The following is a 15,150-nucleotide window of genomic DNA, read 5'->3' on the forward strand; positions in this document are numbered from 1 at the left end:
TTCCCTATATTCTCTGCACAGTTGAGTACAGAGTGACGCACGCACTGGGGAGTGCGTGCGGGGGAATCAGGGGATAGCTGGGGCACCGGCGGCCAAGGGGGGCCTGTCGTGAGCCGCCTCGTGCCACCCCTGCTCAAGGGGGGACCGACCTGTGGTGTTGTCGTTGTTCGTTGCTGCCGTTTCACTGGCGCTGTTCGGGATGGCGGGCTTCACGCTCTGGTGGCAGATGCACGCCTGGCGTACGCCCGAGACGCTCGCCGCCACCCGCTTCGACGCTCCGACGGACACGTCGGGGCTGTCGTTCTCGCTGCTTCTGCCCGCCCGGCACGAGCAGTTGGTGCTGCAGCGCACCATCGAGCGGCTCCTGGAGTCCAGCCACCAGAACTTCGAGGTCATCGTCATCGTCGGCCACGACGACCCGGAGACCGCGGCCGTCGCCGAGCGCATGGCGGCCCACGACCCGCTCCGGGTCCGCGTCGTCGTCGACACCCACGAGAAGAAGAACAAGCCCAAGGCCCTCAACACCGCGCTGCCGCACTGCCGCGGCGATGTGGTCGGGGTCTTCGACGCCGAGGACCAGGTCCACCCCGAGCTGCTCGCCCACGTCGACCACGCCTTCGTCTCGACCGGCGCCGACGTGGTCCAGGGCGGCGTCCAGCTCATCAACTTCCACTCCAGTTGGTACGCCCTGCGCAACTGCCTGGAGTACTTCTTCTGGTTCCGCTCCCGCCTCCACCTGCACGCGGCGAAAGGTTTCATCCCGCTCGGCGGCAACACCGTGTTCGTACGGACCGATGTGCTGCGCGCCGCCGAAGGCTGGGACCCCGAGTGCCTCGCCGAGGACTGCGACCTGGGGGTGCGGCTCTCCTCCGTGGGCAAGAAGGTCGTCGTCGCGTACGACGCCGACATGGTCACCCGCGAGGAGACACCCGGCACCCTGCTCTCGCTCCTCAAGCAGCGCACCCGCTGGAACCAGGGCTTCCTCCAGGTCTACCGCAAGAAGGACTGGAAGCAACTGCCCACCTGGCGGCAGCGGTTGCTGGCCCGCTACACCCTGGCCACACCGTTCCTGCAGGCGTTCACCGGCATCGTCATCCCGTTCAACATCGCCGTGGCGCTCTTCCTCGACGTGCCCGTCGGTATAGCGGTCATCACCTTCCTGCCGCTGATCACCGCGATGGTGACCTTCGTCTTCGAGGTCGTCGGCCTGCACGACTTCGGCACGCAGTACGGGCTGCGCGTCCGCCTCGTCCACTACCTCAAGCTCATCGTCGGCGGCCCCTTCTACCAGGTGCTCCTCGCCGGCGCGGCGATCCGCGCGGTCTGGCGTGAGCAGCGGGGCCGCACCGAGTGGGAGCTGACCAGCCACACCGGCGCGCACCTTTCCGGTGCCGCTGACAGCATCCGAGAGGACGTCCACCAGTGACCTCCCTTGCACCCAACCCGACGCCGACCGCCACCCCCGCTCCTCCGGCCGCGACGATCCCCGTCCAGCGCGACCGCCGCACCGTCGACCGGCCGGCGCACGAGCCGCGCCCCGTGGTCCGCTTCCGCCGCTCGCGCCCCGATCTCGCGCTCTGCGCAGGGCTGTTGACGGTGATCCTGACCGTCCAGGGCTGGAACATCACCCGCTTCCCCTCGCTCAGCGACGACGAGGGCACGTACCTCGCACAGGCCTGGGCGGTCCAGCAGGGCCGCGGCCTCGGGCACTACACCTACTGGTACGACCACCCGCCGCTCGGCTGGATCCAGATCGCGTTCCTCACCTGGATCCCCTCGCTCTTCTCGCCCGACAACATGACCGTGGCCACGATGCGCTTCGCGATGCTCGCGGTCAGCGCGGCGAGCGCCGTCTTCCTCTACATCCTGGCGCGCCGGCTGTTCCTGCCGCGTTGGGCCTCGGCCCTGGCGATGGCGCTCTTCGGCCTCTCCCCGCTCTCCGTGGTCCTGCAGCGCGAGATCTTCCTCGACAACATCGCCGTGATGTGGATGCTGCTCGCCTTCTGCCTGGCCGCATCGCCCAACCGCCATCTCTGGCACCACTTCGCGGCGGGCGTCGCGGGCGCGGCCTCGGTCCTCTCCAAAGAAACGATGCTGCTCGTCCTGCCCGCCCTCCTCGTCACGATGTGGCGCCACAGCCACCGCGACACCCGCAAGTACGCGGTCACCGGCGCGGTCACCGCCTGCGTGCTGATAGGGCTCGCCTATCCGCTCTACGCCCTGCTCAACAACGAACTGCTCCCCGGCTCCGGGCATGTGTCGCTGATCGACGGCATCTCGTACCAGATGAGCCGCCCCGGATCGGGCTCGATCTTCAACAGCGCATCGGGCTCGCACGGCGTCTTCCAGTCCTGGCTGTACTACGACCGGGTGCTGCCCCTCGGCGGCCTGGCAGGCGCGCTGCTGCTCCTGGCCACTCTGCGCTGGTCGATCACCGCGCGGGCGCTCGCGGGCCCGGCCCTGGTGGTGGCGATCCTCGCGGTCGTCGCCATACGCCCCAGCGGCTACCTTCCCGCGATGTACGTCATCCAGGCGCTCCCCTTCCTGGCCCTGGTGCTGGCGGGCGGCGCGGCGAGCATCTCGCATGCCGTACTGCGCAAGGGAATCGACCCGGAGCGGGAGCGTCCGCGGATTCCGATGGCCGCCCGCTGGACCGTGGCCGCCCTGCTCGCCGTCTCGGCTGTCGCGTACGTCGCCCCGCGCTGGTACGACGGCAACCACGACGCCCTCACCGTCGACGCCAACGCCCCCTACCGTGAGGCCGCGCTCTGGATGAAGACCCAGGTGAAGGACCCGGGCACGACCCGCGCCCTGGTCGACGACGCACTCTGGCTGGACCTGGTGCACGCCGGGTACGAGCCGGGTCTGGGAGCGATCTGGTTCTACAAGGCGGACCTCGACCCCGCCGTCACCAAGACCATGCCGCACGGCTACCGCGACCTCGACTATGTCGTCGCCTCGCCGACGGTCCGGCGCGACGCCCGCGATCTGCCCAATGTCCGGGCCGCACTTGAGCACTCGACGGTGGTCGCCACGTTCGGCACCGGTGAGGACCGGGTCGAGATCCGGAAGATCGCTGGAGGCGCGCGTTGAGCATCTCGCCGATGGACGACCCGGTCGTCGAAGCCGCCGAAGTCCCCGAGCCCGGCGCGGTCACGATCATCATCCCGACCTTCAACGAGGCGGGAAATGTGCGGGAGTTGCTGAGGCAGCTCACCGAGTCGGTGCCCTCCCGGCTGCCCTGCGAGGTCGTCTTCGTCGACGACTCCACCGACGACACCCCGGCGGTCGTCGCGGCCGCGGCCCAGGACTGCCCCTTCCCGGTCACCGTCATCCATCGCGACGAGCCGGTCGGCGGCCTGGGCGGCGCGGTCGTCGAAGGGCTCCGTACGGCAGGCTCCGACTGGGTGGTCGTCATGGACGCCGACCTCCAGCACCCGCCCGCGCTCGTCCCGGAGCTCGTCGCGGCGGGCGAACGCACCAACGCGGGCCTGGTCGTGGCCTCCCGCTACATCGCGGGCGGCAGCCGCGCAGGTCTGGCCGGCGGCTATCGTGTCGCCGTCTCGCGCGGCGCGACCTGGCTGACCAAGGCGCTCTTCCCGCGCCGGCTGCGCGGGATCTCCGACCCGATGAGCGGCTTCTTCGCGATACGCCGCAGCGTGGTGACGACGGCGGAGGACGGCGCGGACGCGCTGAAGCCGCTGGGCTACAAGATCCTGCTGGAGCTGGCGGTGCGCTGCCGCCCCGCGAACGTCACCGAGGTGCCGTTCGTCTTCCAGGACCGGTTCGCGGGCGAGTCCAAGTCCTCCGCGAAGGAGGGGATGCGCTTCCTGCGCCATCTTCTCGAGCTGCGTACGGCCTCACCGATCGCCCGGATGCTGGCCTTCGGTCTGATCGGGCTCTCCGGCTTCGTTCCGAACCTCCTGGCCCTGCACACCCTCGACCGGGCGGGGATGCACTACCTCCCGGCCGAGGTGCTCGCCAACCAGGCGGGCGTCGCCTGGAACTTTCTCCTCATCGAACCGCTGCTCTTCCGCTCGCGGCGCGGTCACCGGCACTGGGCGGACCGGGCCGGCCGGTTCGCGCTGATCGCCAATGCCGATCTGGTGCTGCGGATTCCGCTGATCGCCCTGTTCGTGGGCGAGTTGGGGATGGGAGTGCTGACCGCGACGGTGGCGGCGCTGCTGCTGACGTTCGTACTGCGGTTCGCGGGGACGGAGGCGCTGGTCTATCTGCCGCGCCGCAATCGCATGCGCAAGTCCAGAGACAGGAAGGTCGCATGAGACGTACGAGCCGCACCAACCGCACGCGTCGCGCCCGCATATCCGCCATGGTGGCGATCGGGGCGATGACAGGCGCCCTGCTGGCCGCCGCACAGGCCCCCGCGTCGGCGGCCAATCTCATCTCCAACCCCGGCTTCGAGACGGCCGGTACGGACGGGATGCCGCAGTGCTGGGAGAAGTCGGGCTGGGGAAACAACGACTTCACGATCGCCACGACCACCGACGCGCACGCCGGGTCGAAGGCGATGAAGGTGAACGTCACGCGCCGCGTCGACGGCGACCGCAAGGTGCTGATCACGGAGAGCGCGGCCTGCGCGCCCACGGTGACGCCGGACAGCCAGTACGACCTCTCGCTCTGGTACAAGTCGACGACGCCCGATGCCTCCATCACGCTCTTCCGGCACGACGCGACGGCCGGCTGGCAGTACTGGACCGACCTCAAGACCCTTGATCTGAGCGCGGGTTACGCGCAGGCCTCGGTCCGCACCCCGGCGGTTCCCGCCGGGACGGACCGCATCACCTGGGGCGTCTCCGTCTACGGAACCGGCTCGGTCACCACCGACGACTACGCGATGGCGGAGGTCACCCCGCCGCCGGTCGACCCGGTCTGCTCGGGCACGGCGCAGGAGTGCGCCAAGGGCAAGTGGAGCGTCCTGCCGACGCAGAACCCGGTCCGCTCGATGCACTCCGTCGTCCTGAAGAACGGCAAGGTCCTGCTGATCGCGGGCTCGGGCAACGACCAGGCGGCCTTCGCGGCGGGCACGTTCACCTCGGCGGTGTACGACCCGGTCAAGGGCACGTACAAGTCGATCCCGACGCCCGCGGACATGTTCTGCTCGGGCCATGTGCAGCTGGCCGACGGCCGGGTGCTGGTGATGAGCGGCAACAAGGCGTACCCGACGGCGGACGGGAAGGTGGGCTACGAGGGCCTGAAGGACTCGTACCTCTTCGACCCGGCCACCGAGACGTACACCCGGACCAACGACATGAACGACGGCCACTGGTACCCGTCGGCGACCGTGCTGGGCAGCGGCGACGTCGTCTCCTTCGGCGGTCTGCGCGAGGACTCGACGGGTTCGGTGACGGCGGAGAAGTTCTCGGCGGCGCAGAACAAGTGGCTGCCGATGAACCAGGTCAACCAGACCTGGTCGTACTGGGGCCTCTACCCCTCGATGGTCCTGATGCAGGACGGCCGGCTCTTCTACAGCGGCAGTCATGTCTTCGGCGACGGGACCCCGGGGTCGGGTGCGTCGGTCTACGACTACGACGCGAACACGATCACGGATGTCCCCGGTCTGCAGAACAAGGACCAGCGCGACCAGTCGGCGAGCGTGCTGCTGCCCCCGGCGCAGGACCAGCGGGTCCTGACGATGGGCGGCGGCAACGTCAACAACAACCCGGAGGGCAACCGCCTCACCGACATCATCGACCTCAAGGCCGCCAACCCCACGTACAAGGCAGGCCCGTTGCTGCCGCAGGGCACGGTCGACCAGGGGACGGGCGCGAAGCCGGAGACGGGTGCGCAGGGCAAGATGTACGTCTCGGCGGTACTGCTGCCGGACGGCAATGTCTTCGAGACGGGCGGCGGTCTGCACGACCGGGCCGACCCGGTCTACGAGGCGTCGATGTTCTCCCCGACGACGAACCAGTTCACCCCGATGGCGCCGGACCCCCAGAAGCGGACGTACCACTCGTCCTCCTTCCTGCTCCCGGACGGCCGGGTGATGTCGACGGGTGACAACCCGGGCAACGGCACGTGGAACCACAACGTGTCGATCTACACGCCCCCGTACCTGCTCAAGGGCGCGCGTCCGTCGATCACCTCGGTGATCAACTCCCAGTGGAAGTACGGCGATACGCAGCGCATCACCGTGGACCGCCCGATCGCGAAGGCGGAGCTGATCCGGCCTGCGGCGGTCACCCACTCCTCGGACCCGAACCAGCGGTTCGTCGACCTCCCGATGTCGGTGATCAACAACAAGACGATCGACCTGAACGTCACGAGCAACCCGAACATGGCGCCGCCCGGCTGGTACATGCTCTTCGGGGTGGACGCGAACGGGATTCCCTCGGTGGCGCAGTGGGTGCACCTGGGGGGCCCGACGGCGCTGGACGCGACGGCCTCGGCGGCACACGTCCACTCCTTCGCGGGGGACCTGGCCGCTTCCCCGAAGTCCCCTTCGAAGAAGCGGACTTCGGCGCCGGTGTCGACGACGATCTCGGGCTGTGACCGGCACTACGGGACGGTGAACGTGTGCGTCCCGACGGTGTTCCCGGCGACGGTGAAGCGGACGACCGCGTCGCGCTGTGCGTGGCTGACGTCGCACGGATACGGCCGCCTGCGGGTCAACGGGGACGACCCGCTCCACCTGGACCCGGACGGAAACGGAGTCGCCTGCCGCACGTGACCTCGCGGTCCGATCGCCGGAGGGGGCCCGTCATGGCCCCCTCCGGCGATCGAGTCAGGCCGTCAGGCCGTCTCGGACCGTGTTCAGCGTGCGGTCCATCAGCTCCGCCAAGTCGTCCTGGTGATCCCGTTCCGCCCAGTACGCCGACGCCTCCTGCAGCGCCCCCATGAGCGCCATCGTGTACGTCCGGATCTCCAGGTCGTCCGCGGAGCGCCCCATCCGGTCCGCGAGGACCTCGCACAGCAGCCGGCTGGTCGTGGACATGCTCTCCAGCGACCGCGCCCGCAGCGCCGGCACCTCCGCGATCAGCTTGGTGCGCTGCTTCAGTTCCGCCGGGTCGTCCGCCATGGCCAGCCGGATGGCCTCCCGCATGACGGCCCGCACCGACTCCAGCGCCGACTCGTCCGTCGGCCTGTCCCGGAGCCGGGCCGCCATCAGGGCGTCGTACTCGTCGGTGAGGACGATGTCCTCCTTGGTCGCGAAGTACCGGAACACCGTCGACGGCGACACCTCCGCCGCCTCCGCGATCTGCTCGATCGTCGTGGCGTCGTACCCCTGCTCGGCGACCAGCCGGTACGTCGCCCGGCGGATTTCGGTCCGGGTCTTGATCTTCTTGCGTTCGCGGAGTCCCAGCTGGGGCGTGGTGGCGGCCATGGTGCACATTGTCAGGCATCCACCGGGGCGGGGGCCAAGTCCTCTGCCGCGGCAACCGCCCCCGCCTTCTTCGGCAGCATCACCACCGCCAGCGCCGCCGTCACCAGAGCCGCGATCCCGCACACGATCAGCGCCACCGACATGCCGTGCACGTACGCGGCATCCGCGACCCGCGCCAGCCCCGCATCCCCTGTCAGATGGGCGCCGACCACCGAGTCCTTCGCGGCCTCCGGCGCCCCGCCCGGCAGTCGGCCCGTGTACACACCGGCGATCAGCGAACCGAGCAGTGCGACCCCGAGTGCGGCGCCCGTCTGCCGTACGGTGCTCAGCAATCCGGACCCGCTGCCCGCCTGGTCCCGGGGCAGCGCCCCGATCGCGGCGGTCATCGCGGGCACCATGGCGAACCCGAAACCGAACCCGGTCACCGTCAGCCACAGCGCGGTGAAGCCGTATCCGTCGTCCACGCCCGTGGTCGAGCCGATCAGCACCCCCGCGGCGAGCACGAGCAGCCCCCCGCTGATCACCACGCGCGCCCCGAACCGCTGCAGCAGCGGCCCCGCGGCCTTCGCGGCGACGAACAGCCCGGCCATCATCGGCAGCATCCGCAGCCCGGTCCCGAAGGCGTCGTTGCCGAGGACCGCCGACAGGTACGGGGTGAGCACGAACATCAGCCCCGACAGGACGAACATCGTGAGCGTCGCGGCCAGCGTGTTCAGCAGGAAGGGCCGGTGGGTGAGCAGCTCGAGGTCCAGCATGGGGCGGACCATGCGGCGTTCCCGTACGACGAGAGCCGCGATCAGCACGACGCTCGCCGCCAGCATGGAGACCACCAGCGCATCGCCCCAACTCCGCTCCGACGCCTCGATGATCCCGAAGATCAGTGCGGCGAGCCCGGTCGTCGTCAGCGCGGTGGACAGCAGATCGACCTTGGGTGCCGAGGGGTCGCGGGTCTCGGGCAGCAGCAGGACGCATGCCACGATTCCGATCGCGGCCATCGGCACATTGATCACGAAGATCGAGCCCCACCAGAAGTGGTTGAGCAGCCATCCGCCGATGATCGGCCCGAGCGGCATCCCGATGCCGGAGGCCGCGGTGATGACCCCCATCGCCTTGGGCTGCTCCTCCGGCGTGAACATCGTCGGTACGACGGAGAGCGCGAGCGGCATGATCAGCGCGGCCCCGACGCCCATGAAGGCGCGGGCGGCGATGACCGGCTCGACGCTGGTGGCGAAGGCGCCGACGACCGACCCCGCGAGGAAGATCGCGAGCCCGGTGACCAGCATCCTGCGCCGTCCGAAGCGGTCGCCGAGGAGGCCGGCGGGGAGCATCAGTGCCGCGAAGACCACGATGTAGGCGTCGCTCATCCACTGCTGCTGGCCGGTCGTGGCGCCGAGCTGGTCGGCCATCGTCGGCAGCGCGACGTTCAGGATCGTGGTGTCGAATCCGAGCACCAGAAAGCTCATGACCATGGCCCCGAGGGCCCACCATTTGCGTTCCATGTCCCCGCCCCTCCATCAGTATGCGAGTCAATGTCTTATGACTGTAACTCTCAAAAGGATGTGGCTGTCAATGCAAAAGCGGCCGTACCCGACGGGGTACGGCCGCTTCCTGCTGGTGGGGGCCTTAGTAGGCGATCAGCGAAATCGCGATGTACTGAGTGACGAAGGCGGCCAGCGTCAGCGAGTGGAACACCTCGTGGAAGCCGAACCACATCGGCGACGGGTTGGGGCGCTTCAGCGCGTAGATCACGCCGCCCGCGCTGTAGAGCAGTCCGCCGACGACCACGCAGACGAGCACGACGACCCCGCCCTCGCGCAGGAAGTCGGGCAGGAAGAAGACGGCCGCCCAGCCCATCGCGATGTAGCAGGGCGTGTAGAGCCAGCGCGGGGCGCCGACCCACAGGACGCGGAAGGCGATACCGGCCGCGGCCGCCGCCCAGATGGCGATGAGCAGCGGCTCCGCGGTGGAGCGCGGCAGCAGGAGCAGGGCGAGCGGGGTGTAGGAGCCCGCGATGATCAGGAAGATGTTGGCGTGGTCCAGGCGGCGCAGGATCGCCTCGCCCCGTGGGCCCCAGGTTCCCCGGTGATAGATCCCGCTGATGCCGAAGAGCATGCAGGCCGTGAGCGTGTAGATCGCGCAGGCTATCCGTGCCTGCGTCGAGTCGGCGAGGGCCACCAGTACCAGGCCCGCCACGACCACGGCCGGGAACATTCCGGCGTGCAGCCAGCCGCGCATTCTCGGTTTGACCGGCGTCGGGTGGAGCTCGGTCACTTCGGGAGTGGTGGAGGGGGCAGGGACGGCGGAAGTCATACGTCGATGCTACCTACGGTTCCGTAGGTTCAGTCACGGAGTGGCGATGCTCACGTGAGAGGCCCCCTGGACATATGGGCGAATCGCGCGGATGATCAGATGAGTGCGGTCGGCACCGGATGAGCGCCTGGAACTTTCAGGCGTGCAGGCATCCGGGTCGCAGCCCCCACGGGGCGGCAAAACCTTCACCCTCCAAAACACCTGCATAGGAGCAACCGTGGCGCGCGACATCGCGGCTCCCGCTGTCCTTCCCACCCAGCACCAGGAACTGATCTCGTGGGTCAACGAGATCGTTGAACTGACTCAGCCGGACAGTGTGGTCTGGTGCGACGGTTCCGAGGCCGAGTACGAGCGCCTGTGCGAGGAGCTCGTCGCCAAGGGGACCTTCACCAAGCTCGACCCGATCAAGCGCCCGAACTCCTACTACGCCGCATCCGACCCGTCCGATGTCGCACGGGTCGAGGACCGGACGTACATCTGCTCCGCCGAAGAGAAGGACGCCGGGCCCACCAATCACTGGAAGGCCCCGGCCGAGATGCGCGACATCTTCTCCGGTGAGCAGGGGATCTTCCGCGGGTCCATGCGCGGCCGGACCATGTACGTCGTCCCCTTCTGCATGGGGCCCGTCGGCTCGCCGCTCTCGGCGATCGGCGTGGAGATCACGGACTCCGCGTACGTCGCGGTCTCGATGCGCACGATGACCCGCATGGGACAGCCCGTCCTGGACGAGCTCGGCACGGACGGCTTCTTCGTCAAGGCCGTCCACACGCTGGGCGCTCCGCTCGCCGCCGGTGAGGCCGACGTGCCGTGGCCGTGCAACACCACCAAGTACATCTCGCACTTCCCCGAGGACCGCGAGATCTGGTCGTACGGCTCGGGCTACGGCGGCAACGCGCTCCTGGGCAAGAAGTGCTACGCCCTGCGCATCGCCTCCGTCATGGCGCGTGACGAGGGCTGGCTCGCCGAGCACATGCTGATCCTCAAGCTCACGCCCCCGAGCGGCGAGTCGAAGTACGTCGCCGCCGCCTTCCCCTCCGCCTGCGGCAAGACCAACCTCGCCATGCTGGAGCCGACCATCTCCGGCTGGACCGTCGAGACCATCGGCGACGACATCGCCTGGATGCGCTTCGGCGAGGACGGTCAGCTGTACGCGATCAACCCGGAGGCCGGCTTCTTCGGTGTCGCGCCGGGCACGGGCGAGCACACCAACGCCAATGCCATGAAGACGATGTGGGGCAACTCCGTCTTCACCAACGTCGCGCTCACCGATGACGGCGACGTCTGGTGGGAGGGCATGACGGAGGAGCTTCCCGCGCACCTCACGGACTGGAAGGGCAACGACTGGACCCCGGAGAGCGGCGTCCCGGCCGCCCACCCCAACGCGCGCTTCACCGTCCCGGCCGGCCAGTGCCCGATCATCGCGCCCGAGTGGGAGGACCCCAAGGGCGTCCCGATCTCCGCGATCCTCTTCGGCGGCCGCCGCGCGACCGCCGTCCCGCTGGTCACCGAGTCCTTCGACTGGAACCACGGCGTCTTCCTCGGAGCCAACGTCGCCTCCGAGAAGACCGCCGCCGCCGAGGGCAAGGTCGGCGAGCTGCGCCGCGACCCCTTCGCCATGCTGCCGTTCTGCGGCTACAACATGGGCGACTACATGGGTCACTGGGTCAAGGTCGGCGCGACTGCGACATCCAAGGGGGACCAGGCCAAGCTCCCGAAGATCTACTACGTGAACTGGTTCCGCAAGAACGACGCGGGCAAGTTCGTGTGGCCCGGCTTCGGTGAGAACAGCCGCGTCCTGAAGTGGATCGTCGAGCGGCTGAACGGGCAGGCCGAGGGCGTCGAGACGCCCATCGGCATCCTCCCGGCCAAGGGCTCGATCGACACCAAGGGCCTCGACCTCGCCGAGTCCGACCTGGACTTCCTCCTCACCGTCGACAAGGAGGTCTGGCGCGAGGAGGCCGCCCTGGTCCCCGAGCACCTCAACACCTTCGGTGAGCACACGCCCACCGAGCTGTGGGACGAGTACCACGCCCTGGTCAAGCGCCTCGGCTAGAGCGTGAGCTGAACTCGCGGTGGGTCCACAGACATCCGCCCTGACCTGTGGGGTCCATGACGGCCCATCGCGTTGACCGGCCCCCTGCGCCCCCTCACGGCGCGGGGGGCCGGTTCCGTTCCTCCAGGTAGCGGGTGTGTGTCTCCTGGCGGCGGGCCTCCGACTCTCGGAGCGCCGCTGCCAGAGACGACAACTCACCGTGGATGAGGGTGAGTTGGTGGGTCAGGTGGTTTTCCGGGGGCTCGGTTCCCGGAGCCAGGCGGTTCCACCAGCGCGTGCGGGTGTAGGTGTCCACCGCCTCGGGGATGTCCTGGCGCACCGTGCGGGTGAGCGTGTGGAAGGACTCGGGGTCCGTCGACCAGTCCTCCGCGAGGAGTGCGGTGAGCAGCGCCGTCAGGGTGGAGAGCAGCTCCGTCGCCGGCTGGGGGAGCTGCGCCCCGTCGACGTACTCGCCCAGCCTCGTCAAGTCGGCCCGCAGCGCGTCCTGTTGGGCCGAGGGGGAGAAGGCGGGGAGCGGAGGCCGCTCCGGCGGGGCGATGAGTGCGCCCGCCGCGTAGAGCGCCGCTACGATCGCCGGCCAGTACGGGCCCGCCACCCCGGTGAACGTCAGGGCCACCCCCGCGACGCCGCACGCGCTGCCGGTGAGGTTCTTGCGCGATTCCAGGTAGGCGAGGGCTCTGCTCGGCCTGTCGGGCCTATTGGTAGCCACGGATCTCCTCGAAAGCGCCGTCCAGCGATCCCTCGAAGAGGCGGCCGCCGGTGAGCTGGGCGATGTGGTCCAGTTCGCTGCGGTCCGCGTCGCCGAACAGGATGGGGAACACCGGGGTGTTGCGGCTGTCGGCGGGAAGTGCGGCGTAGAAGGCGTCGAAGTCCGACGCGTGACGGCCGCTGGTGTTCTCGCCGTCCGTCATCAGGACGATGGACGTGAAGACGTCGTCCGTGGCGCTGCCCAGATGGCCGTACGCCTCTTCCAGGCTGCTGTAGATCGCCGTACCGCCCGCCGCGGAGAGCGCCGCCGCGTCCGCCCTGATCGCCTCCTGGCCGGAGGCGGGGTGAGCCGGGTCCACCGTATGGGTGGTGATCCTCTTCACCGAGGAGCCGAACGGCATCAGCGTCACCTCCTCGCGTTCGCGGAAGGTCGCCGTCAGGGTGGTGAGGGCCTTCTTCAGGCGGGCCAGGCGGTCGCCGTCCATGGAGCCCGAGGTGTCCAGGACGTACACCGTGCGGGACGGGCGGCGCAGTTCGTTCTCGTACGAGCGGAGAAGGCCGTCGGCGACCGACTTGGTGCCGGGGAAGGGGAGTTCGCGGCGCGGAGCCGTCGTCAGGCCTGCGGCCGGGTGCACCGAGGTGACGACCGGGCGGCGGAACGTCGCCGTGGTGAGGGCCTGTTGGGCTGTCGGGGACCTGAGGTAGTCCGTGAGCGTCCGCAGGCTGTCCTTCGCCTCCTGCGGGGCCGACGTCAGCTGGCTGAGCGGGTAGTCGGCCGTCACCACGCCGTCGCGGGGGCGGATGACCGTCAGACCGGTGCGGCTGTCGCGGTTCAGGGACAGGAGTACGGACTCGTAGTTGATCAGGGCGTCCACCGAGGAGCGGCGGCTGTACGCCGTCGCCAGCCAGCCGGAGGAGCCAGAGGTGAGCTTCTGGCCCTTGAAGAACTCCTTGAGGCGCGGCGTGGCCTTCTTCACGTCGGCGTCCGTCAGGGCCGACTGGGCTCCGGAGAGGGCCGAGGTGACCGAAATCAGTGCGGAGAAACCGGAGTTGGACCGGGCCGGGTCGGTCATTCCGTAGGTGAGATGGCCTGCGGTGACCGCCTGGTGGACCTGCGACCAGGTGACGTTCTCCGGGTTCCAGCCGAGGCGCCGGACCGTGGCGGCACGCACCCCGATCGCGACTGGCGACGTCATGATCGAGGTCTGCGAGGTGAGCTTCGCCGCGGCGCCCGGGCGCAGGCGCACATAGTCGTTGGAGGAGAGCCAGACCGCGTCGTAGCGGCTGTCCGCCTCGCCGGTCGCTATCTGCTCCACCGCGTCCAGGGTGCCGGTCCACGTGGGCCGGACGGTGATCCCGGTGGCCTTGCGCGCCTGTTCCAACAGGGGCTGCATGTCGGTGAGTTCGGAGGACGCCAGCACGCGCAGGGTGTGCGGGCTGTAGGCGTGGTCGTCCGGGGCCGGGTGGCTGTCGCCGCCGCAGGCGGCACCGGCGGCGACGAGGAGTGCGGTCGCGAGCAGTGCGGTCAGTGGTCGTCTCAGCTTCATGAGGGACCGCCTTCGAGTGCCGAGGCCGACCTCGTACGGTCCAAGTAGGCGCTCGCGTGCTGGAGTTCGGCCGTCAAGGACTCCACTGTCGTTGCCATCGCCTCGGTCGCCTGCACCTTGTACGTGTCGATCGCGTCCAGCGTCCGGTAGATCGACTGGAACGCCGCACGCAGCGTCTCCGCGCCCACCGCCGGGTCCGCGGCGATCCGCTGGATCTCGCCCGACTGGGTCGCGAGCATCTCCGCGTTGCCGCGGATCAGGTCCTCGGTCGTCGAGCGCAGGACGTTCACCTGCTCCGTCACCTTGCGCTGGTTCTCCAGGGCCGTGGCGAGCATGACCGCGGTCCGCAGCGCGGAGACCGTGGTGGTCGCGGCGCGGTCCACGCCCTTGATCAGCTCGTCGTTGTTGCGGCGCACCACGTCCATCGCCAGATACCCCTGGGCGCTCACCGCGAGCTGGGTCAGCAGGTCCTGGTGCTTCTGGCGTACGGGGAAAAGGACATCGGCGCGCAGGGCGTCCGCCTGCGCCGGGTCCTGCGTCGTGGTGATGCGCTCCTCGATCGCCCCGTCCAGGGCCTGGGTGAGGACCGCGTACTCCTGGAGCTTGCCCATGGTGTCCCAGAGGCGGGTGCGCTCGGTGTGCAGGGCCGCGTTGTCGCGGCGGAGTTCGTCCTGGCCGCCGCGCAGGGAGCCGACGATCCGGTTGAGCGTGGTCTGCGAGGAGGCGTACTTCGCCACGTGGTCGCGGAGCTTGTTGCCGCCGGGGAGCTTGGAGAGGAAGCGGCGGGCCCCCTTGCCGGGGACGTCACGCGGATCCAAGTCCTCGACCGTGCGCCGCAGTTCGATGAGCGAGGTGCCGACGCGGGAGCCCGCGTCGTCGCCTGAGGCGGCGGTGAGGTTGCGTACCGTACGGTCCAGCATGCGGTTGGACTGGGCGGCCGCCGAGCGGATGTCGGAGGCGCCGAGTGCGGCGATCTCGCCGATCCGGGTGGTGAACTCGGGGGAGCGGGAGTCGAGTCCGGCGAGCGAGGACACGTACTCCGCGGCGCGGCGTGCCATCTCCTCGCGTACCGAATCCTCCACCGGCACCAGGCCGGCCGCCTGCTCCGTGCGGACCGGGGCCACGGGCTCCGGAGGCGTGAGGACGAGCGGGGACTCGGGTGCGGGCCCGGGTGGGGTCAGGGTCAC

Annotated in this window: 11 protein-coding genes; 5 read left to right on the top strand and 6 right to left on the bottom strand. The window is 69.4% G+C overall.

The genetic code is table 11. The features are described 5' to 3' along the window. Positions 1–151 precede the first annotated feature (151 nt). The 4 genes from AB0H78_RS31075 to AB0H78_RS31090 all read left to right on the top strand — a co-directional run bounded on the left by AB0H78_RS31075 (position 152) and on the right by AB0H78_RS31090 (position 6,691). Entirely contained in the window at positions 152–1,426 is a 1,275-nt protein-coding gene (locus AB0H78_RS31075) for a glycosyltransferase family 2 protein (RefSeq protein ID WP_363238005.1), read from the top strand. 113 nt (positions 1,427–1,539) lie between these two features. Continuing rightward, entirely contained in the window at positions 1,540–3,093 is a 1,554-nt protein-coding gene (locus AB0H78_RS31080; RefSeq protein ID WP_363238140.1) for a glycosyltransferase family 39 protein, read from the top strand. A gap of 11 nt (positions 3,094–3,104) precedes the next feature. Then, entirely contained in the window at positions 3,105–4,283 is a 1,179-nt protein-coding gene (locus tag AB0H78_RS31085; RefSeq protein WP_363238141.1) for a glycosyltransferase family 2 protein, read from the top strand. After that, positions 4,280–6,691 (top strand): galactose oxidase-like domain-containing protein, encoded by a 2,412-nt coding sequence (locus tag AB0H78_RS31090; RefSeq protein WP_363238006.1) that lies wholly within the window; start codon positions 4,280–4,282, stop codon positions 6,689–6,691. Before AB0H78_RS31085 ends, AB0H78_RS31090 begins: the two co-directional genes overlap by 4 nt. A gap of 54 nt (positions 6,692–6,745) precedes the next feature. On the opposite strand, the gene AB0H78_RS31095 is transcribed toward AB0H78_RS31090, so the two are convergent. The 3 genes from AB0H78_RS31095 to AB0H78_RS31105 all read right to left on the bottom strand — a co-directional run bounded on the left by AB0H78_RS31095 (position 6,746) and on the right by AB0H78_RS31105 (position 9,655). Continuing rightward, entirely contained in the window at positions 6,746–7,354 is a 609-nt protein-coding gene (locus AB0H78_RS31095; RefSeq protein ID WP_363238007.1) for a TetR family transcriptional regulator, read from the bottom strand. 2 nt (positions 7,355–7,356) lie between these two features. After that, a complete protein-coding gene (locus tag AB0H78_RS31100) occupies positions 7,357–8,844 on the bottom strand; it encodes an MFS transporter (RefSeq protein WP_363238008.1) in 1,488 nt (495 codons plus the stop codon). Between the two features lie 124 nt (positions 8,845–8,968). Next, positions 8,969–9,655: a hemolysin III family protein gene (locus tag AB0H78_RS31105; protein WP_363238009.1), complete on the bottom strand. Its 687-nt coding sequence runs from the start codon at positions 9,653–9,655 to the stop codon at positions 8,969–8,971. Between the two features lie 217 nt (positions 9,656–9,872). Here AB0H78_RS31105 and AB0H78_RS31110 point away from each other — a divergent pair, with 217 nt between their 5' ends. Beyond that, positions 9,873–11,708: a phosphoenolpyruvate carboxykinase (GTP) gene (locus tag AB0H78_RS31110; RefSeq protein ID WP_363238010.1), complete on the top strand. Its 1,836-nt coding sequence runs from the start codon at positions 9,873–9,875 to the stop codon at positions 11,706–11,708. A gap of 94 nt (positions 11,709–11,802) precedes the next feature. On the opposite strand, the gene AB0H78_RS31115 is transcribed toward AB0H78_RS31110, so the two are convergent. From AB0H78_RS31115 to AB0H78_RS31125, 3 genes are read right to left on the bottom strand one after another with little or no spacing between them, the layout of a single operon-like run. After that, the gene (locus AB0H78_RS31115; RefSeq protein WP_363238011.1) at positions 11,803–12,417 is read right to left on the bottom strand and encodes a hypothetical protein; all 615 of its coding nucleotides are present in this window, start codon (positions 12,415–12,417) and stop codon (positions 11,803–11,805) included. After that, on the bottom strand, positions 12,404–13,963 hold the full coding sequence (locus tag AB0H78_RS31120; protein WP_363238012.1) for a substrate-binding and VWA domain-containing protein: 1,560 nt from the start codon (positions 13,961–13,963) through the stop codon (positions 12,404–12,406). The genes AB0H78_RS31115 and AB0H78_RS31120 overlap by 14 nt, the downstream gene beginning before the upstream one ends. Next, entirely contained in the window at positions 13,960–15,150 is a 1,191-nt protein-coding gene (locus AB0H78_RS31125; protein WP_363238013.1) for a toxic anion resistance protein, read from the bottom strand. Before AB0H78_RS31125 ends, AB0H78_RS31120 begins: the two co-directional genes overlap by 4 nt.

This window comes from Streptomyces sp. NPDC050738 (assembly GCF_040654175.1).
Classification (GTDB): domain Bacteria; phylum Actinomycetota; class Actinomycetes; order Streptomycetales; family Streptomycetaceae; genus Streptomyces.